At 47.8% G+C, this 20,808-nt stretch carries 18 protein-coding genes; 12 read left to right on the forward strand and 6 right to left on the reverse strand.

Going from position 1 to position 20,808, the window contains the following annotated elements; genetic code table 11:
• Positions 1-50: 50 nt before the first annotated feature.
• From LL912_RS13210 to LL912_RS13225, 4 genes are all read right to left on the reverse strand, one after another.
• Positions 51-545 carry an OsmC family protein gene (locus LL912_RS13210; protein WP_235554045.1) on the reverse strand — a complete coding sequence of 165 codons (495 nt, stop codon included), beginning with the start codon at positions 543-545 and terminating at the stop codon, positions 51-53.
• Positions 546-564: 19 nt separating this feature from the next.
• Positions 565-939 (reverse strand): VOC family protein, encoded by a 375-nt coding sequence (locus tag LL912_RS13215; RefSeq protein WP_235554046.1) that lies wholly within the window; start codon positions 937-939, stop codon positions 565-567.
• Between the two features lie 191 nt (positions 940-1,130).
• The gene (locus LL912_RS13220; RefSeq protein WP_235554047.1) at positions 1,131-1,643 is read right to left on the reverse strand and encodes a GNAT family N-acetyltransferase; all 513 of its coding nucleotides are present in this window, start codon (positions 1,641-1,643) and stop codon (positions 1,131-1,133) included.
• 13 nt (positions 1,644-1,656) lie between these two features.
• Entirely contained in the window at positions 1,657-1,953 is a 297-nt protein-coding gene (locus LL912_RS13225; protein WP_235554048.1) for a chorismate mutase, read from the reverse strand.
• A 106-nt stretch (positions 1,954-2,059) separates the two neighbouring features.
• On the opposite strand from LL912_RS13225, the gene LL912_RS13230 reads away from it, so the two are divergent.
• On the forward strand, positions 2,060-2,377 hold the full coding sequence (locus LL912_RS13230; protein ID WP_235554049.1) for a DUF3817 domain-containing protein: 318 nt from the start codon (positions 2,060-2,062) through the stop codon (positions 2,375-2,377).
• A gap of 285 nt (positions 2,378-2,662) precedes the next feature.
• Here the strand turns inward: LL912_RS13230 and LL912_RS13235 are convergent, their stop codons facing one another.
• Positions 2,663-5,191 (reverse strand): ATP-dependent Clp protease ATP-binding subunit, encoded by a 2,529-nt coding sequence (locus LL912_RS13235; protein ID WP_235554050.1) that lies wholly within the window; start codon positions 5,189-5,191, stop codon positions 2,663-2,665.
• 93 nt (positions 5,192-5,284) lie between these two features.
• Here LL912_RS13235 and LL912_RS13240 point away from each other — a divergent pair, with 93 nt between their 5' ends.
• From LL912_RS13240 to LL912_RS13290, 11 genes are all read left to right on the forward strand, one after another.
• Positions 5,285-5,689 (forward strand): STAS domain-containing protein, encoded by a 405-nt coding sequence (locus LL912_RS13240; RefSeq protein ID WP_235554051.1) that lies wholly within the window; start codon positions 5,285-5,287, stop codon positions 5,687-5,689.
• Between the two features lie 29 nt (positions 5,690-5,718).
• The gene (locus LL912_RS13245; protein ID WP_235554052.1) at positions 5,719-6,624 is read left to right on the forward strand and encodes a ribonuclease Z; all 906 of its coding nucleotides are present in this window, start codon (positions 5,719-5,721) and stop codon (positions 6,622-6,624) included.
• Positions 6,625-7,391: 767 nt separating this feature from the next.
• A complete protein-coding gene (locus LL912_RS13250) occupies positions 7,392-8,804 on the forward strand; it encodes a tail fiber domain-containing protein (RefSeq protein WP_235554053.1) in 1,413 nt (470 codons plus the stop codon).
• A gap of 10 nt (positions 8,805-8,814) precedes the next feature.
• A complete protein-coding gene (locus LL912_RS13255) occupies positions 8,815-10,140 on the forward strand; it encodes a tail fiber domain-containing protein (protein ID WP_235554054.1) in 1,326 nt (441 codons plus the stop codon).
• Positions 10,141-10,150: 10 nt separating this feature from the next.
• Complete coding sequence (locus LL912_RS13260) at positions 10,151-11,380, forward strand: tail fiber domain-containing protein (RefSeq protein WP_235554055.1); 1,230 nt, start codon at positions 10,151-10,153, stop codon at positions 11,378-11,380.
• 13 nt (positions 11,381-11,393) lie between these two features.
• Complete coding sequence (locus LL912_RS13265; RefSeq protein WP_235554056.1) at positions 11,394-12,017, forward strand: hypothetical protein; 624 nt, start codon at positions 11,394-11,396, stop codon at positions 12,015-12,017.
• A 187-nt stretch (positions 12,018-12,204) separates the two neighbouring features.
• A complete protein-coding gene (locus tag LL912_RS13270; protein WP_235554057.1) occupies positions 12,205-13,635 on the forward strand; it encodes a tail fiber domain-containing protein in 1,431 nt (476 codons plus the stop codon).
• Between the two features lie 96 nt (positions 13,636-13,731).
• Positions 13,732-14,352, forward strand: coding sequence for a hypothetical protein (locus tag LL912_RS13275; protein WP_235554058.1), 621 nt, complete (start codon positions 13,732-13,734; stop codon positions 14,350-14,352).
• A gap of 31 nt (positions 14,353-14,383) precedes the next feature.
• The gene (locus tag LL912_RS13280; protein ID WP_235554059.1) at positions 14,384-15,142 is read left to right on the forward strand and encodes a DUF4595 domain-containing protein; all 759 of its coding nucleotides are present in this window, start codon (positions 14,384-14,386) and stop codon (positions 15,140-15,142) included.
• 216 nt (positions 15,143-15,358) lie between these two features.
• Positions 15,359-18,349, forward strand: coding sequence for a ligand-binding sensor domain-containing protein (locus tag LL912_RS13285; protein WP_235554060.1), 2,991 nt, complete (start codon positions 15,359-15,361; stop codon positions 18,347-18,349).
• 12 nt (positions 18,350-18,361) lie between these two features.
• The gene (locus LL912_RS13290; RefSeq protein WP_235554061.1) at positions 18,362-19,135 is read left to right on the forward strand and encodes a LytR/AlgR family response regulator transcription factor; all 774 of its coding nucleotides are present in this window, start codon (positions 18,362-18,364) and stop codon (positions 19,133-19,135) included.
• A gap of 66 nt (positions 19,136-19,201) precedes the next feature.
• On the opposite strand, the gene LL912_RS13295 is transcribed toward LL912_RS13290, so the two are convergent.
• On the reverse strand, positions 19,202-20,803 hold the full coding sequence (locus LL912_RS13295; protein WP_235554062.1) for a sulfatase family protein: 1,602 nt from the start codon (positions 20,801-20,803) through the stop codon (positions 19,202-19,204).
• Between the last annotated feature and the right edge of the window lie 5 nt (positions 20,804-20,808).

The raw sequence follows: 20,808 nt of genomic DNA on the forward strand, positions 1-20,808 counted from the left end.
GAAAGACCGTTCTTTCACTTTCGACAACATTTTCTGCAAGAGTATATTGCTCAACGTGAGGACGAAATACGTTCCTTTACAATGATTTCCGGCTGATGCGTCACCGGAAAATTAACTGAGTTGGCGATAAAACAATATTGATGTGCGCGTTGGTGTAATTCCAATGCCAGCCGGGACTTTGCGCCGTTTGTAATGGTTACAACCGGATAAAGCACGACGCCTGTAAAACGGCCGCTTCCAACCGGATCGGTTTGCATATTTCCCCTTGCAGCGTCTGTATAGTCTGTCACTTCAATACCGGCTTCTGCACAAAGATGTAAATACCAGAGCATATGACAGGCAGACAACGAAGACAGGAACAGTTCTTCGGGATTATACCTTTCTGCATCACCGCGGAAGGCCGGATCCGATGAACCGGGGATCTCCGGTTTATCTGCTGCCCGGATCTTATGGTTCCTGCTATAAGCATGATACCCCGCTGTTCCCCTGCCCAAATTACCAGTCCAGGTAACGGTTACCTGGTAATGATGTTCATGATGTGTCATCGGCCAATCATTTAATTGCTCAGCTGTTATGCGACAACAGGTTGATGGTGGCCCCGTTCGGATCCTTTACGAAAAAACGGCGAACACCCCAGGGCTCATTGGTAAGGGGATATACGATATCCAATCCAAGCGCCGTTGCTCTTTTATACATTCCATTCACGTCAGATACTTCTATGGAAAGAAAAACACGTTCATTATTCAGCACTTCTTTTTTCTGGTTTTCCAATACATTGATCTGTGCTGTCGGGTTCGTTCGTGAAGCAAATGTCAACACCCATCCCCGGTCCATAACAATATCCATATGCAGGAACCCGTGATAAAATGCCTTGCTTTGTTCCAGGTTATCCGAATAAATATTCGGAACAACCCGGTTTATAAAGTTCTCTTCTTTCATGCTGTTTCTTTTGATGGTTCAGAACCAGTAGCAAACATCCATACACTCGTATTGCTACATTCAAAGATACTCCTTTAAAACGAAGACCGGCGGCCGTTCGTTGCACGGAGTATATGGAAAATGGTGGTTTGCGCACCCGGACATCCCCATCTCTTCAAATAAGATAACGGAAATTTCACAGTATTGTTACATTATAGTTCCAGTTTATACAACCAGTAGCGTTTTCCGAACCGCGGTTCGATTTCCCGGATGATACGAAACCCGAGATTTTCATATAAACGGCGGGCATTGTTCATCATTTCCGAAGTATGAAGCGCCATCACCGCTTCTCCATTACGCTTCGCCTGCATTATACAATCTGCCATAAGTTTCCGGCCAATACCCAGGCCCTCAAAATCAGGATGTACCGTTAAAAAACGAACCACACTCCATCCAGAAAGATAGAGGGCTGTGGGGTTTCCCTTTGGTACCAGGAAAACCATTCCCACGATCCTTCCTTCGCCGGTTTCACAAACAAGGCACTTACTGCAAGCCAACAGCGTTTCGTAGGTTTGTGCATTGCGGATCGTATTCCAAAGCAGTGTCCAGTTCTCCGGAAGCAGTCCTGCTTCAAACCTGTACCAGGACTCTATAGCCAGCTGTCGTAATTGCGGCAGATCAGCAGGCCCTCCTTCGCGGTAAAACATTTCAGCATCGATGGGCATATAGTCGGATCATTTAGCGGGTGATCGATTTCCAGTGCTCCAGCTCCTCGTTGATAAAGTATCCGATCATCGTACGGTAAACGGCTTCAATCAACCCCGGCGAAACCTTGTACGTCTCTGCCAGCGCTCGTTTCGATTCGATCACGGCCGCCACACGCTGCTTATCTTCAACGGCTGTTTCTGATTTTTTAAACCGTGCGGCTGCTTTTACAAAACCAGCCCGCTGACCTATCAGGCGAACAATCTCATGATCGATGGTATCGATCTCCGCTCTTATTTCTTCAAGGGTATTGCAGTGGTCCGGAATCATTCTTTTGTTTTTTGGGTAAAAATTTAAAGATACTTTATAATTTCCTGCCGGCCTGTTAAACTTTTTAACCGGACAACTGTTCTCCTTGAACATAATAGAACCACCAATGAACCGTTCGCTTAAAGACCTGAGGATATTTATGCAAATCGCTTTTTTAGAAGGAATCTCCTACCTGGTTTTATTACTGGTGGCCATGCCTTTAAAATATTTTGCACAGATACCGGAGGGCGTAAAATACATTGGCTGGGCTCATGGCGTACTCTTTGTACTTTTTTGCATTTACCTGTTAAAAGTATGGACCGCCTTTAAATGGAGCTTTGGAAAAGCCGCCCTTGCCTTTCTTGCATCGCTGCTGCCGTTTGGGACTTTTGTTCTGGATGCCCGGCTAAAAAAAGAGTACCCGGGGGTTGTAAGACAATTCTAAGCGATCTTGGCACCCGTACCGGTCCGCCATTGGAATAAGCTATCCCACATGAAGCTTGCCGCTACCTGTAACAACAGTACGATAGCCATCCCAATACCGGCAACAGGCGTTAATATCAATACCGTCTGTGCATTTTCATTTGAGCATCCTCCCAAGAAAAAAAGGCGGTAAAACAAAAGGCAAAAAATTGCATCAACAACCAGGATTCTTATGCACAAAAAAAGGAGCTGACCATTCTTTTCATCAGCTCCTTAAACGAAATCATTAAATAGTAAAGCTCTTTCTTTATGCTTCCTGCGGATTCTCTTTAGGATCTTTTACGGTAAAGAACAACCGTTCTTTTTCTTTATCAAAATCCACCAGTAATACATCACCAGGTTTCACATGCATATTCAGAATCTCTTCAGCCAGCGGGTCTTCCAGGTATTTCTGAATGGCCCGGTGCAGCGGACGTGCACCAAACTGTTGATCATATCCCTTATCTGCCAGGAAGGTCTTGGCCTCCTCACTCAGCTCCAGACCATAGCCCAGATTCTGTACACGTTTCAGCACACCCTTCATAGAAATATCAATAATGCTGAAGATATTTTCTTTGGTAAGACTGTTAAAGATGATCACGTCGTCAATACGGTTCAGGAACTCGGGCGAGAAGGTACGCTTCAGCGCCTTTTCGATCACCGCCTTGTTCTCCTCATCTTCATTTTCAACCCGCGCCGAGGTAGCAAAACCAACACCCGCACCAAAATCCTTCAGCTGGCGTACACCTATATTTGAAGTCATGATAATGATGGTATTCTTAAAATCCACCTTACGTCCTAACCCATCGGTCAGCACACCATCATCCAGCACCTGCAGCAGGATATTGTAAATATCCGGGTGCGCCTTCTCAATTTCATCCAGCAGGATCACGCTATACGGTTTGCGACGCACTTTCTCCGTCAGTTGACCGCCTTCTTCGTAGCCCACATATCCCGGAGGCGCACCAATCAAACGGCTTACCGTAAATTTCTCCATGTACTCACTCATATCGATCCGGATCAGCGAATCTTCAGAATCGAACAGGTACCGTGCCAGCGAACGGGCCAGCTCTGTTTTACCCACACCGGTTGGTCCCAGGAAAATAAAGGTACCAATCGGTTTCTTCGGATCCTTCAATCCTACACGGTTCCGCTGGATGGCTTTCACCACTTTGGAGATGGCTTCATCCTGCCCGATCACCATGCCCTTCATGTCTTCCGACATTTTGCGCAACTTCTCGGTTTCTGCTTCCACCATTTTACGAACCGGTATGCCGGTCATGATATTGATCACCTCGGCAATCGCCTCTTCATCGATGGGATAGCGTTTATGTTTGCTTTCCTCTTCCCAGGCGGCTTTTGCCCGCTCCAGGTCTTCCGCCAGTTTCTTTTCGGTATCCCGCAGGGAAGCGGCTTCCTCAAACTTCTGGCTCTTCACCACTTTATTCTTTTCTTCCTTCACATCTTCAATCTTTTTTTCCAGCTCCACAATATTCGGCGGTACATTAATATTCTTCAGGTGTACCCGCGCCCCTACTTCATCCATCACATCAATGGCCTTGTCGGGTAGCAGCCGATCGGTAATATAACGGTCACTCAATTTCACACAAGCCTCAATGGCTTCATCACTGTAGGTTACGCTGTGAAAATCTTCATACTTCGACTTGATATTATTCAATATCTGGATGGTTTCGTCCACACTTGGCGGATCTACCATTACTTTTTGAAAACGGCGGTCCAGGGCCCCGTCTTTCTCAATATACATCCGGTACTCATCCAGTGTAGACGCGCCAATGCACTGCAACTCGCCGCGGGCCAGGGCTGGCTTAAAGATATTGCTGGCATCCAGCGAACCGCTGGCGCCGCCGGCTCCCACGATGGTATGCATCTCATCAATGAACAGGATCACGTCGCGGTTCTTTTCCAGCTCGTTCATGATCGCTTTCATGCGCTCTTCAAACTGGCCGCGGTACTTGGTTCCTGCAACCAGTGATGCAAGATCTAAAGAAATAACGCGTTTATCGAACAGTACCCGGCTTACTTTACGCTGCACGATCCGCAGCGCCAGGCCTTCCACGATAGCAGTTTTACCCACTCCCGGCTCACCAATCAGAATCGGGTTGTTTTTCTTCCGGCGGCTCAGGATCTGGGATACCCGTTCAATTTCTTTTTCCCGTCCTACAATAGGATCCAGGTTACCGCTTTCTGCCAGTTTGGTTACATCCCGTCCGAAATTATCCAGCACCGGGGTTTTGCTTTTGGCGGCTGCCTTGGAACCACCGGCTCTCGACTGGGAATATTTCTTTTCTTCTTCAAATTCTTCTTCTCCTTCTTCACCAAACTCTGCACGGGGCTCTCCCGATTTAACGATGCCTAATTCCTGGCGAAACAGATCATAATCCACATCAAACTGATTTAAGATTTGTGTTGCAATATTTTCCTTGTTCTTTAATATAGAAAGCATCAGGTGCTCCGTTTCCACCAGGTTGCTCTTCAGCGCCTTGGCTTCCAGTACGGTAACACGGATCACTTTTTCCGCCTGCTTGGTCAATGGAAGACTGTTGATGTTTGCAATATTTTTTCCGGTCTTGTCCTTTATTGCCAGTTCTATTTCCTTCCGCAGTTCAAAAATATCTACGTTAAAGCTTTTCAGAATCCGGATCGCGGTATTATCCCCTTCCCGGATCAGGCCCAGCAGCAGGTGCTCTGTGCCGATAAAATCATTTCCCAGGCGCAAAGCCTCTTCCCTGCTATAGGAAATGATTTCTTTTACCTGGGATGAAAAATTATTATCCATATTTAGATAAAATGTTTATTTACAATATTAACAAATATATTTGGTACTAAATTTACTTGTAATTTAAGCATATTTATTCCAAATTCACTCTATATGCAAGTCAAAATAGATACCAAAGAGAAATTTCACGTCATCACGCCAAATGCGCCTGTTCTTTCTGCTACAATGACAGATCAAATGGAATCGGCCCTGCTCCCTTTTCTGCAAAAGGATGTAAAAAGCGTGATCTTGAACTTGCAGGAAGTGGAGGAGATGGATGCCGTTGCAGCAGCGAAACTCCTGCAAATACAGCAACATTTCTATGAAAACAATGCTTCCTTTGTAACCTGCAATATACAAAAAACGGTAAACGCATTTTTGGCAGCACATGAACTGGACGAATTGCTCAATATTACACCAACTGAAAGTGAAGCCTGGGATATTGTGCAGATGGAAGAGATCGAGCGCGAGCTGTTGGATACGGAAGACATCGAATTTACAGATACCGGAAATGAATAAACAAATAAACGCCTGAAAAGTTTAACGGAATGTTAGGGATCACCATACTGGGCAATAACTCAGCTGTACCGGCCTTTGACCGGCACCCTACCAGCCAGGTACTCACCACACCCAATCGCAGTTTCCTGATCGACTGCGGCGAGGGCACCCAGATCCAGCTCATCCGTTACAAAATCCGCCGCAGCCGGATTTCACATATTTTTATATCGCATCTTCACGGCGACCACTATTTTGGCCTGGTAGGATTACTGAATTCATTTGCCTTGCTGGGCCGGCAGCAGGAACTGCATGTAGTGGCTCCTCCGGCTTTACAGGAGGTTTTAGAACTACAGTTTAAACTGGCCGACACCCGCATACCTTATCCCCTGCATTTTCATGCCATCAACGCACCCGGCTACCTGATGACCGTTGATGATATAGCGATCCATAGTTTTAAAACCGATCATCGCATTGAATGCTTCGGGTTTATTTTTAAAGAACAAAAAAAGCCCCGGCGTATCAACGCTGAAGCGGTGAAACAGCACCAGGTGCACTACAGCTGGTTTGAAGAACTGCAGCAGGGTAACGATTATACAGCACCTGATGGAACCCTGATCAAAAACGAACAGCTCACGGAAGCCGCGCCCAGGGGTAAGACCTATGCATTCTGCGCAGATACCCGGTATGATGAATCTTTTATCTCCAACATTCAGGGTGCAGATATGATCTATCATGAAGCCACCTACCTCGATAACTTTGCAGCGCAGGCACACCTGCGTTTTCATTCCACTTCTAAAGAAGCAGCAAGGATCGCGCAAAAGGCAAATGTAAAAAAGCTGTTGATCGGGCATTTCAGCAGCCGCTATGATATACTGGATGCTTTTGAAACGGAAGCCCGCGAAATATTTCCCAATACGGACCTGGCCCTGGAGGGTGTTTGCTACCGCATACCGTAATTGCTTTTTATTTTATGGCCCGGCACCTGCACTACTGGCGGCTTTACTTGCGTCGCATACTTGTTCTGTAGTACAATCATCAGCAGGTGCACCATCGGTCACGGGCGGTTTTCCCAGATTGCATGGCAACATGAATGCAGGAATTACCCATACGCTTTCAGTGGCCCTAAGACCAGCTGCTTGCCGTATTTTGTTTTTTGCTTTTTGGATCTTTTGGATCTTGATGCTTTTCCCGAACGATGCCAGGATGACAGGACACCGCCCTTTTTTAGATTTTTAATGCCCTTAAATAATTAATAGATCAACCGGATTTTCAATGCGCTCCAGACGGGTTTTAAGACCACATAACCAGCCTTTCCGGATCTTCAGGACATCACCATCCCGAAAGCTTAAATCGCCTTTTTTTACATCAAACTGTTTTTCGGTCCCATTTGTATATGCTTTGTATATCCTTTGTATATCGTTTCTATATCGCTTGTATATCCTTTGTTCGGTGCTCGTGTATCGCTTTTTTTTTGACAATCCGGGTTCATTTTTACATCAATTTTGCCAGAATGACAGTCCAAAACCGGTAGCTTTAATCTTCAGCATGCATCTTACGGGTATGTGCATGGCCGCAAATATGCAACATCATTACCGGCGTTCTGACTCCAAAACGCTTCACCATTTCAAATATCCTTTTCAGTTATGATTCCCTCCGCTTACCGCTATTAAATTTTCCAGGGCCTCACCTCCATAATAGTTTCGCTTCAGGAAAAACAGATACCATGAAACTGAAACTATTTTTATTTGCGCTTATCGCAGCGTGCTTGTCGATACCGGCGCTGTCGCAGGTTCCCCTACAATTTGCATTCCAGGGCGTGGCCCGTAACAGCAACGGGCAAGCCGCAGCCAATCAAAAAGTATCGGTGCGCTTTACCATACACCAGGGTGCCGAAACCGGTGGCCAGGTGTTCCAGGAAACCCACGCTCCTACCACCAATGCTGCTGGTGTATTCAATGTGGTTATTGGTAGCAAAACAGCCTTCCCCAATACCCTGAACTGGAGTAATAATGTAGCGTACTATTTACAGGTAGAAATAGATCCGGCAGGCGGCAGCTCCTATGCTACGATCAGTACCAGCCAGCTGCTTAGCGTACCCTATGCTATTGCAGCCAGCCGCCTGGTGGCAACGGGCTCCACCGTCCTGTCTGCCACCGGAACCACCATCGGCTCTTCCGGCAACAAAGCGCTTGCAGCCAATGCTACGGCAATGGGGTATAATACTATGGCATCCGGAGAGTCGGCTCTTTCAATAGGGGGCAATACCCAGGCATCGGGCAATTATTCATTTGCCATGGGACTTGGTACGGAGGCATCGGGCCCCACTTCTTTTTCCGCGGGAAGTGATTCAAGAGCCACCTCCAACAATGCCATTGCCATGGGCCTGAATACCGAAGCCACCGGACTGAACACCTTTGCCGCCGGGCCTTACAGCCGGGCTACAAGTCTGGCAGCAGTTGCCGTAGGCTATAAGAGCGTAGCAGCCGGTACATACACAATGGCTGTGGGCTCCGATGTATTGGCCGACGGTGATTATTCAACCGCCATGGGCAATAACGTAAAAACAGGGACTTTTAAAGGAGCCTTCATCATTGGCGATTACCGCCCCATCTATACAACAAGCAATTCCGCAGAGAACCAGATGGTCATGCGCTTTGGCGGCGGGTACCGGTTTTATACCGGAACCAACGGCTTTGGCAACGGCTCGGGCGTTTCCCTGGATCCTAACGGCAATAGCTGGGCCAGTATTTCTGACAGTACCAAAAAAGAAAATTACCGGCAACCCAATGGTGCAGTTTTTCTTTCCAAAATAAAAGGTATGAAACTGGGCAGCTGGAATTATAAAGGGCAGGAGAAACAGCAATACCGGCACTATGGTCCCATGGCACAGGAGTTTCATAGCCTGTTTGGCAATGATGGCGTGGGCACCGTCGGCAACGATACCACCATTGCCAGTGCAGATATTGACGGCGTGATGATGATCGCCCTGCAGGCGCTCACAAAACAGACAGAAGCACTGGAAAACAGGATAAGGCAGACAGAAACATTACAAAACCAGGTAAAACAATTAGCGGGAGCCAATCAACAACTGCAAAAAAGAGTACAACAGCTGGAAGCCACAATAAAAGAAAAATAAACCAACTATAATGAAGCTTCAATTATTTTTAATCCTTCTCATGATCGCTGGTCTGTCAACGAATGTGAGGGCACAGGTGCCGAAACAATTTGCATTCCAGGGCGTGGCCCGCAACAGTAACGGGCAAGCAGTAGCCAATAAAGCAATTTCCGTACGGTTCACCATCCACCAGGGAGCCGAAACCGGCGGCCAGGTGTTCCAGGAAACCCATAATCCAACTACCAACGCTTCCGGCGTATTCAATGTGGCCATCGGCAGTAAGAGCACCAGCATACTCCAGAATATGTTTCAAAGTATTAACTGGAGCAATGCAGTAGCCTATTACCTGCAGGTAGAAATAGATCCTGCCGGTGGCAGTGCCTTTGTTACCGTCAGCACTACCCAATTGCTTAGTGTCCCGTACGCTTTTGCAGCAGCCAGGTTGGTGGCATCCGGGTCCACCGTTTTATCTGTAACCGGCAGCACCATGGGTGAGGGAACCAGTGCTATGGGAAACAATGCACTGGCGATCGGGTCGGGTACTACGGCAGCGGGTGATCAATCTTTTGCCGGGGGTATCGGCTCCCGTGCCACAAACGACGGCGCTGTTGCCATAGGACGCGGCAACAAGGCTACCGGAATAAACACGATAGCACTTGGCAGGTTTGTTGAGGTTCCCGGCAATTTCTCAACCGCCATAGGAAACTATACCAACGTCGCAGGTGGTTCTGCTATCGCTATTGGCAACAATGTTGAAGCCAATGCCGACTATTCGTTTGTCATTGGGAATGGTGCAGCAGCCAGGCACACCGGAGCTTTCATTATTGCAGATTTCCGCCCGAATATGGCACTTTTACCCAGCAGCAGTGCTGCCGACAATGAAATGACCATGCGTTTTGGTGGCGGCTACCGGCTTTTTACATCACCAACCGGCGATGGCAGCACCGCCGGTGTTACCCTGGGGGCCAACGGTAACAGCTGGGCCAGTATATCCGATAGCACAAAAAAAGAAAATTACCAAGCCACCAACGGCGCCGCGTTACTCTCCAAAATAAAAGGCATGAAGCTGGGCAGCTGGAACTACAAGGGCCAGGACAAACAGCAGTATCGCCATTACGGCCCCATGGCCCAGGAATTCCACAGCCTGTTTGGCCATGATGGCGTGGGCACCATCGGCAACGATACCACCATTGCCAGCGCGGATATCGATGGCGTAATGATGATTGCCTTGCAAACACTGACCAAACAAGCTGAAGCACTGGAAAACCGGGTAAGGCAGGTAGAACAATTAGCAGCAGCCAATAAAAAATTACAGCGCAGGCTGCAACAGTTAGAAGCAACAAGAAAACAAAAATAATCCAACCACAATGAAACTGAATTTATTCTTACTCCTTCTCCTGACCATGGGTTGGTCAGTGACCGCCACAGCGCAGGTACCCACGGCATTTGCGTTCCAGGGCGTGGCCCGCAATACGAACGGACAAGCCGCAGCCAATAAGACGGTTTCTGTTCGGTTCACCATCCACCAGGGAGCAGAAACCGGTGGACAGGTGTTCCAGGAAACCCATAATCCCACGACCAATGGCGCCGGTGTATTCAATGTGGCCATCGGCAGTAAGAGCGCCGGCACTTTTCAGGATATGTTTCAAAATATTAACTGGAGCAACGCAGTGGCCTATTATCTGCAGGTAGAAATAGACCCGGCAGGCGGCAGTAGCTTCACGACCATCAGCACCACCCAATTGCTTAGTGTACCTTACGCTTTTGCAGCAGGCAGGTTGGTGGCACAGGGTTCTACCGTTTTATCCTATACAGGTACTACTATCGGATCTTCCAGCAACAAAGCACTGGCAAGCGAAGCTGTCGCTATTGGTTATAACGCGGAGGCCAGCGCGTTACTTGCTTTTGCTGCGGGAAAAGAGGTTAAAGCCACAGGGATAGAATCGTTTGCCATGGGCAGTAATGTGGAAGCTACTGCAGGCGCCGCCAGGGCCTTTGGCTTCGACGCACATGCTACAGGCACTTATTCAACCGCCCTGGGTAATAATGTAACCACCAATTCATTCAAAGGTTCCTTTATTATCGGCGATTACAGACCCTCCTGGAGCACCGGGAATACAGCCGAAAATCAAATGGCGATGCGCTTTGGTGGAGGATACCGGTTTTATACGGGAACCGCAGGTAACGGTTTTGGCATCGGCGTTTCACTGGATCCCAACGGCAATAGCTGGGCCAGTATATCCGACAGTACAAAGAAAGAAAATTATTCAGCTGCAAACGGCTCCACGTTTCTCTCCAAAATAAAAGGCATGAAGCTGGGCAGCTGGAACTACAAGGGACAGAACAAACAACTGTACCGGCATTACGGTCCCATGGCGCAGGAATTTCACAGCCTGTTTGGCAATGATGGCGTGGGCATCATCGGCAATGATACCACTATTGCCGGCGCCGACATCGACGGTGTAATGATGATCGCATTGCAAACGTTGGCAAAGCAAACAGAAACATTACAACACCAGGTAAAACAATTAGCGGAAGCCAATAAAAAACTGCAGCAACGCGTAGCGCAACTGGCAGCCACCAAAAAAGAACATTAAAAATCCATTCCACATGAAAAAAATAGTTATCGTAGCAATATGCTGCATCATCCATATAAGCGTTTGGGCACAGGCCGGATCGGGCAGCATCTATGGCGCCTCCGGGAGCGGCACAGCCGGAGAAACCTCCGTCGATTGGGTGCTGGGCTCCTTATCTACAGACGGAGGTCCGGGGGCCATTGCCCTTCCCGTACAGTTTGGTGCCATCAGCGCCACCATTACCAATAAACAGCTCCTGGTAAAATGGATCACCGAAACAGAAATGAATAATGATCATTTTGACATTGAGGTTTCTCCGGACGGTACACATTTTAAAAGGATCGCCTCCGTAGTATCAAAGGCGCCGGAGGGGCATTCGGCAACACCCCTCGAATATGAGTACCGGTCGGAGCAGGCTCAGATAGCGCTGGCATTGGCATTCGGAATGCTTTGCTGCACCGCCCTGTTCTCAAAGCGAAGAAAATGGCACTACCTACCGGCGGTCGTCATCCTGCAGGCTGTTGCCATCCTATCCGGCTGCTCCAAAAAAGATCTGAAAATAACAACAGAAATACCCAACCAGTACCTGCGTATCGCACAGGTAGATAAAGACGGTATAAAAGTATATAGCAAGGTAGTAAAAATCACCGGAGAATGATCCGTACCCTTTTAAATATTAGCTGAAAACCGGGGCAGTCATGCTCCGGTTTTTTTGTCTGGTTATGCCAGCACTTCAACCCCGAAAATCTACATCTAAATGGAAAATCCGGCACTTGCTTTCAATAAATTTCCCGTCCCCTGAGCAGGGATCTAGCTTCGTTGCTTATTCAGCAAAAACAAATACAATGAAATTGAAACTATTCCTGCTTCTTTCAGCCATTGGCCTGGTTATAACAGGTAAGGCACAAGTTCCTGCAAAATTTGCCTTCCAGGGTCTGGCCCGCAACAGCAGCGGGCAGGCCGTTGCCAATAAAGCCATCTCCGTACGGTTCACCATTCATGAAGGTTCGGAAGCCGGTGCAACGGTATTCCAGGAAACACATACCCCCACTACCAATGCCAACGGTGTATTTAATGTAGCCGTAGGTAGCGGAGTGGCGGGTGGCGGAGCTGAAAACCTGATAACAATAAAATGGGCTGCCGCTACCTATTATCTACAGGTGGAAATAGACCCGGCTGGTGGCAGCGCCTATACCACCATCAGCACCAGTCAGCTACTCAGCGTACCCTATGCGATTTGGGCCGGGCGGGTGGCCGTGCCTTTCTCAACGGTTACTGAATTTACCGGCGCCACCCTGAACGGAGCAAGCAATAAAGCCCTTGCTGAAATGGCCACGGCAATGGGTAATTTTACCACCGCCTCAGGTACGGGGGCCGTTGCGATGGGCATAGGCACCACCGCATCCGGAATAGTATCTACCAGCATGGGAAACGCTACAAAAGCCACGGGCGATTATGCACTCGCCACCGGCTCCAGTACCGAAGCTTCTGGTGAAGCTTCATTGACTGCTGGAAAAGGGAGCAAGGCTACCAATGCCAATGCTGTTGCAATGGGGAATGAAGCGCAGGCTAACGGGAACACCTCATTCGCCCTGGGTTCGCAATCCATTGCTTCGGCATCCTCATCATTTGCAATAGGGTCTGCAGTAACCGCATCCGGACAAAATGCGCTGGCATTAGGCTATTATACTGTCGCAAACGGTGCGCGCTCTACTGCCATGGGTAGCTATGTAAGTACCAACGGTTATGGCGGCTCTTTTATTATTGGAGATAACAGGTCTGTTGCCCTTAACAGCAGTGCCGCTAATCAAATGACCATGCGCTTCGCAGGCGGCTACCGGCTTTTTACATCACCAACCGGCGATGGCAGCACAGTCGGTGTTACCCTGGGGGCAAACAGCAATAGCTGGTCCAGTATATCCGACAGCACAAAAAAAGAAAACTATTTAGCAGCAAACGGCGCAGCCTTTCTTTCCAAAATAAAGGGCATGAAACTGGGCAGCTGGAATTACAAAGGACAGGATAAAGCGCAGTACCGTCACTACGGACCTATGGCACAGGAATTTTACAGCCTCTTCGGCAATGACGGCACCGGCATCATCGGCAACGACACCACCATTGCCAGCGCCGATATCGATGGGGTAATGATGATTGCATTGCAGGCCCTGATCAAAGAATCAGCAGCAATGAGACAGCAGGTAACGCAATTGAATGAAGCCAATAAAGCACTCCTGAAACGGGTGCAACAACTGGAAGCCGCAAGAAAAGAAAACTGACCTTCCGATAAAATCAGGATAAAGCCCTGGAGACTGCTGATCAATTCAGTGCCTCCACAAATCATGGATTAACATGTCCATACAATATCAAACACAATGAAACGGAAATTACTTTTATTACTTCTTACAATAACAGGCCTGTCTATGGCTGCTGGAGCCCAGGGAACACTTTATTCCGCCTCCGGAAGCGGTAATGCGGGAGCCACCTCTATCGACTGGGTACTGGGATCTCTATCAACAGACGGAGGACCCGGCGCCATTGCGCTCCCTGTACAGTTTGGCACCATCACTGCTTCCATGAAGAACCAACAACTCCTGGTGCAATGGACCACCGAAACAGAAATGAATAATGATCATTTTGATATTGAAGTTTCAAAGGATGGTACACTGTTCAAGAAACTGGCTTCAGTGGTCTCAAAGGCTCCTGAAGGTGTTTCAAACGCTACACTGGAGTATCAATATGAAACGGGTCCGGGGGAATTGATGGTGGTATTGGGATTGGGCCTTCTTTGTTTTACCCTTCGAGTTTCAAAGAACAGGGTCCAAAAAGCAATTATGGTTTTTGCCACCTTTGTTGCTATTGCTTTCATTGCCAGTTGCAATAAAAAAGACTTTGCAATAAAGACAACCAATTCTGAATTATACCTGCGTATTACACAGGTAGATAAAGATGGTACCAAAGCCTATAGTAAGGTCATTAAAGTAATACAGGATTAATAAAAAGTAACCAATGTATAAAAACAGCATCATGAAAAATTTATTGATCGTACTGCTGACCGCAGCAATGTTCGGCTGTAAAAAAGAAAAAGTTCCGGTACCGGAAGAAAAGGCTCTTTCATTACAGATTGCGGAAATGCAATATAGCCTTAATGGCCAAACTCCTGAAGTTACTAACATAACCTATGATGCACAGGGGCGGATCAGTGCGTATACCAAAGGAGACAAAAAGTATCTCTTTAACTACAAAACACCTACTACACTACAGGTAAACCGTTATAAAATCAGTGACAACACCCTGACACAAACGATTAATTGTATTCTAAATGCAGCGGGCGCTATTATAACGGAAGAATATAGGGACGTACCCAATAACGCCGTTATTTATACTTATCAGTATAGCTACAACATCGATGGCTACCTTGTCCTTGTTGAAGGTTTTAGCAGTAGCAGCACGCACCAAGTGGAATTCCTGTACAGCAACGGACAGCTCATGCAAGCAAAATACTATAACGACAACGTGTATAAGTCCATTGCGCATTTCAAATACGATACATCCATTGCAGATAAAACAAACCTTCCCTATTGGTGGAACTGGCCTTCATCCACCCTTTTTGGAAAGCCTCAGCAATACGCGCTGGTTGAAACAAAAGAATTTGATATGGCTAACAAACCGGTACAGCACTGGACCAACAGCTTTCTGTATGACGCGACTGCAAAAGTTTTGACGGAAACCAGGCAGTCGCAATTGAACAATAATGTGCAGCAATTACGATACCGCTTTCAATAATGGTTGCCAGCAAGCTTTCGGACAAGAGTGCATTCCAAATTGTCGCGCCAAACAGATACCCTTATCATATGTCACCCCGAGCGAAGCCGGGGGGTCTCTTTCTATATCATGAGATGCCTCCGCTACGGTTGGCATGACGATAGCGACAACTTGGAATGCGCCGCTCAGATAATAAGCCGGGAATTATTTTGGATTAAATTGGTAAATTTGAGCAATATGAGAGTATGGGGTACCGTATTACTGCTCCTGTGCCTACCCAAACTTATAGCTGCGCAGCCAAACCGCTTCTTTTTCCGGAAACTCACGGTGGCAAACGGGTTGAACGACGGAGGCATTCTTGCCATTGCGCAGGATAGCAGGGGTTTTATGTGGTTCTCAACAAAAGCCGGGTTGAACCGCTTTGATGGCGAATCGGTAAAAACCTACAGCTTCGTTCCCGGAGACCCGGGCTCGCTTCCCACATCACTTTCCCGGTGCATGTCGGTCGACAGCAGCGGGGGTTTCCTGGTAGGTGTGGAAGACGGAATGCTTGAATATAGTGTAATTGCCGACCGGTTTGTTCCGGTTAAAGCACTCGCAGATACCTGGGTAACCCATATATTCCCTTTTGACAAGCATACGGTTTACCTGGGTACGCGGAACGGACTGGTAAAATACAATCCTTTAACGAAAGCAGCTTTTTTTTACAATAAGGTAAAGGATACCACCTGGCCTAAAACGATTTACCAGCTGGAACGGAAAGGCGGCTTTCTTTATGTTGCCGGCGGCACCGGCCTCTTTCGTCTGAATATGGCTACCGACCAGCTGCAAAAGATCCCCCTGCCGGTGCCGGCAACCGCAAGGGTGGTTGCAACGGCTATCGATCACAATAGCCGGTTCTGGATCACTACCCGGAACCCCAACTTGTTGCTAAGATTTTCCGCAGACTTTAAGACCTTCGAAAATTACAGCCGGTATATCGAATCGGAAAACAGTACCCTGGTTAATTTTTCCGCAATGATAGCCGACCGTTCCGGCCGTATATGGATCAGCACGCACCTGGATGGGTTAATGTTGTACAACGAGCAAACCAATGCATTTGAACACTTCCTGCACGACCCGTTGCAGAACTGGACCCCTTCCACCAACCTGCACAGCGCACTTTACTGCGACCGGGAAGGCCGTATATGGGTGGGCGGGAACAACGGCATCAACTATTTTAACCCGGATAAAACATTGTTTCATATCATACCGGCATTTGATCATGACCGCGATAAAAGGAACCGCAGGGTAGCCCGGGTGGCTGCAGAAGACCACGATGGCCATCTCTGGTTCGGTACATTGGATGGCCTTGTCCGGTATGATCCCCGCTCTGGTAATTATAAAGAATGGAATAACCGGAAAGGCCGTCCCGATATGCTGCACTACAATTCCATCCGGGGCATTGTATGTGATGATGCCGGTGATATCTGGATCGCCACTGGTCATGGCATTAATAAATATAACCAGAAGACGGGCAACATGATCTTTTATAAGACAAAGGATTCCATCCCCGAGGTCTTTTATTTTTCTGCGGATAAAGATCGCCAGGGCAATATCTGGTTTGCTTCGCGCGATGAGGATGGCTTCTACTATTATGCTCCGGAGGAGCAAAAGTTCCGCAGCATCCGGTCTGTGCCCGGGCTAAATGTATTTACCGGGGAGGGCGGACGAAAATTATTCCAGGACAGTAAGGGGCGGTACTGGCTGGGATTTAACGGCAGCGGCCTCGGCATGTATGATCCGGCTGCAGGGAAACACTACTGGTGGAAGGCCTCCGCAGCACCGGGCAGTATTGCCGGCAATTCCGTTGTAGATATAAAGGAAGACAAAAAAGGCCAGGTATGGATAAGCACGTTTACCGGTCTGTCTGCAATTGATCCCGTAACACTTCAGGTAACGAATTATAACCAGGCCAACGGCTTGGCCAACAACAGCACGGGTCCCCTTGCGATTGATAATCAAAACAGGGTTTGGATCGGCACTGCCGGCGGACTGATACTGCTGGACAGCAGCCGCAGGTATTTCACTTCGTTTGGATTGCAGCAGGGACTTCCTTCCGTTGACTTCCCGGAGCATGCTGCTGCTACCTTAAGCAACGGCGAAATACTGATGCCCACTCAAAATGGCTTTATCCGGTTTGCAGCTGCAGCATTTAAAAAAGAAAACAAATCACTGGCCCCGTTTTTTACAACACTGGGGATATCCGGCAGCAAGCAAGAGCAACTGCTTACCTCTTTCATTCATTTAAAACACGATGAAAACTTTTTTACAATCGGCTTTGCCGCCGTTAACTATGACAACCCGGAGGACACCTGGTATGCCTACCGGCTGGAGGGCATCGATGATGACTGGAAATATACCCGGAACCGCTTCGCAGATTATACCAAGATTCCCGGAGGAAACTACACATTCCGCCTGAAGGCATCTACAGACAGGGCGTACTGGAATATCCCGGAGCAGGTACTTCATATCCGCATTGACACTCCATTTTATAAAACCAGCTGGTTTCGTCCGTTTCTATTGCTCTTGGTTGCTGCTGCTGTAGTTGCTTTTTATCGCTACCGTATGCGCCAGAAAGAGAAGCTATTGGAGCTTCAGGGCAAAGCACAGCTGCTGGAAAAAGAAAAGGCAATGGTAATGTATGAAAGCTTAAAGCAGCAGTTGAACCCGCATTTCCTCTTCAACTCGCTTACTTCACTGTCCGGCCTTATCGATACCGACCGGAAAATGGCCAACGGTTTCCTGGAACAGATGTCCAGGATCTACCGTTATATTTTAAAAAACAGGGATAGCGAGCTGGTAACGCTCCGGGAAGAACTGGCTTTTGTACAAACCTACATACAGCTGCAAAAAACAAGATTCAAAGAAGGATTACACATAGCCATTGCAGTGGATGAAGAATATGGCTCTCGGAAAATTGTACCGGTCACCCTGCAAAATCTTACGGAGAATGTCATCAAACACAATATCATTGATCCGGATGTGCCGCTGTGCATCAGCTTCTCAACGGCGAACGGGTACCTGCTGGTAAAAAACAACCTCCAAAAAAAACACATGGTGGAAACATCCAATAAACAAGGGCTGGCAAGCCTCCAGGTGCTTTATGCCTACCTTACGGATAAACCCATCCTGATCGAAGAAACCAGGGAGGAATTCCGCATTTATATTCCCCTTATCGAATCTTAATACTTCCGTTTTATGAAAGCAATCATTATAGAAGACGAAGCAATCATTGCACAGGTGCTGCAAAACAAAATACGCCACGCAGATCCGTCTATCGACATCATCAAGATCATTCCCAGTCTGAAAATTGCCAAAAAATGGTTCATGCAAAATGAAGAGCCCGATATCCTATTTATGGATATCCAGCTCAGTGACGGCGTCAGCTTTGAGCTCTTTGAGCATTTTCAATTAAAATGCCCCATCGTGTTTACCACCGCCTATGATGAATTTGCCATCCGTGCTTTTAAGGTCAACGGGGTGGATTACCTTCTGAAGCCCGTCAACGAGGAGGAGCTGCAAAAAGCTATTGAAAAATGCAGGGCAGTCATTCAGCAACGAAAACCAATGGTTGCCGATATTACCGAATTAATGAAGGCCCTTTCACACCCGCAACTAGCCGTAAAAAAGTACAAGGAACGGTTTGTTGCCAGCATCCGCAATCAATGGATGCCTATACCTGTTACCGACATTGCTTTTTTTGCCAAAGAAGTGCTTCATTATCTGTACCTGTTTAACGGCGACCGGTATTTGCTGGACAGCGCCTCTCTTGATGACGTTGAAGAAGTGCTCGATCCGGATCGCTTCTATCGCGCCAACCGGCAATACATTATTAATATCGATGCTGTACAGGCCGTTAAACCGGTGGAGCATTCAAAACTCCGGATCCGGCTGAAAGAGCCCAACCATAAATTCGAGATCGACATGAGTCGGGAACGGGCGCCTGTTTTTAAAAAATGGATGGGCAAATAGCCCCGGGCTCCTGATATTATTTATCGGGAAGGCCATATTGCAGGCCGGCCTTCTCAGTAAGAGCGCTTATTTCTTTTTGATGGCCGGTAAAAAACGCTGATCATTTGCGTCTGAGTCCTTATATTGTTTCCGGAGCTCCTCCAGCTTTTTATGCAGGTGCTTCCGTACACCTGCATAAGCAGGATCCCGGTATACGTTCTTCATTTCATGTGGATCTTTTTGAAGATCGTACAGCTCCCATTCATCCACATCATAATAAAAATGAATCAGTTTATACCGGTTGGTACGTACCCCGTAATGCCGCTTTACCATATGAATGGAAGGATACTCATAGTAGGTATAATAAATGGCATCCCGCCAGGAAGTATCTTTTCCGTTCAGCAATTTCCGGAAGGATCGCCCCTGCATATCTCCCGGAACGGCTATGCCCGCGTAATCTAAAATTGTCGGTGCAAAATCCAGGTTTTGCACCAGTGAAGCCGATCGTTTGCCCTGAGGTATTTCGGCCGGGTAACGGATCAGCAACGGCGTACGCAGCGATTCTTCATACATAAAGCGCTTATCAAACCAGCCATGTTCCCCCAGGTAAAACCCCTGGTCAGAAGTATAAATCACGATGGTATTTTCATCCAGCCCGTTTGCTTTTAAAAAATCCAGCAACCGGCCCACCCCGTCATCCACTGCTGCCACAGTGCCCAGGTAGTCCTGCATATAACGCTGATACCTCCAGCGCATCAGATCAGCTTTCGACATGGTGGGGTATCGTTTTTTAAAATCGGCCATAATGGGGCCATATACGGCATCCCATGTCTTACGCTCATCCGATGTCATCCGTCCCAGGTTATTATTATAGGCCGCCTTATCCCAGGTAAGGGTTTGTTTCAGCCCCAGCTCATCCATCATTGCCGGCGGTATCTTGCTATCGCCTGCCCAGTTCATATCCTTCAGGATGTTCATCTCAGCCGTACGGGCGGCAGTGCCACGTCCTTTATAATCATCAAACAAAGTAACCGGCTCTTTTACATTCAATTTTGTGTATGCTGCAATATGGCGCAGGGCGGGCAGCCATTCGCGATGCGGGGCCTTTTGATGAAATAGTACACAAAACGGTTTGGAAGTATCGCGCTTCGCGATCCAGTCCAGCGTCATATCGGTGGTAAGGTCGGTTACATAACCCGGTACCTGCTGTTTTTTTCCGTTGATGATAAAATTGGGATTGTAGTATTCACCCTGGTCAATCAGCACCGCTGAATAATCAAAACCCTGGGGCAGTCCATCCATATGTATTTTACCGATCAGTGCCGTCTGGTATCCATGTTGCTGTAATTGCTTGGCAAAATTATCCTGGTTCCAGTCAAAGCGGGCTTCGTTATCAATCTTTCCATTGATAAAGCTATGCTTGCCCGTGAGCAATACCGCGCGGCTGGGGGCGCAGAGCGAATTGGTAACCGTTGCCTGTGTAAACATTACACCCTCTTTGGCGAGCCGGTCGATATTGGGCGTATGATTCAATCCGTACCCGTAGGCGCTCACCGCCTGGTATCCATGATCATCGCTCATAATGTATACGATATTCGGGCGTTTCTTTGCCCCCGTAGCCTGTTGTGCGGCCGCCATTAACGGTAATGATAAGGCCAGCATCCACCCTGTGATTTTTATCCACTTCATCTTCT

Origin of the sequence: Niabella agricola (genome assembly GCF_021538615.1) — a bacterium.
Classification (GTDB): Bacteria; Bacteroidota; Bacteroidia; order Chitinophagales; family Chitinophagaceae; genus Niabella; species Niabella agricola.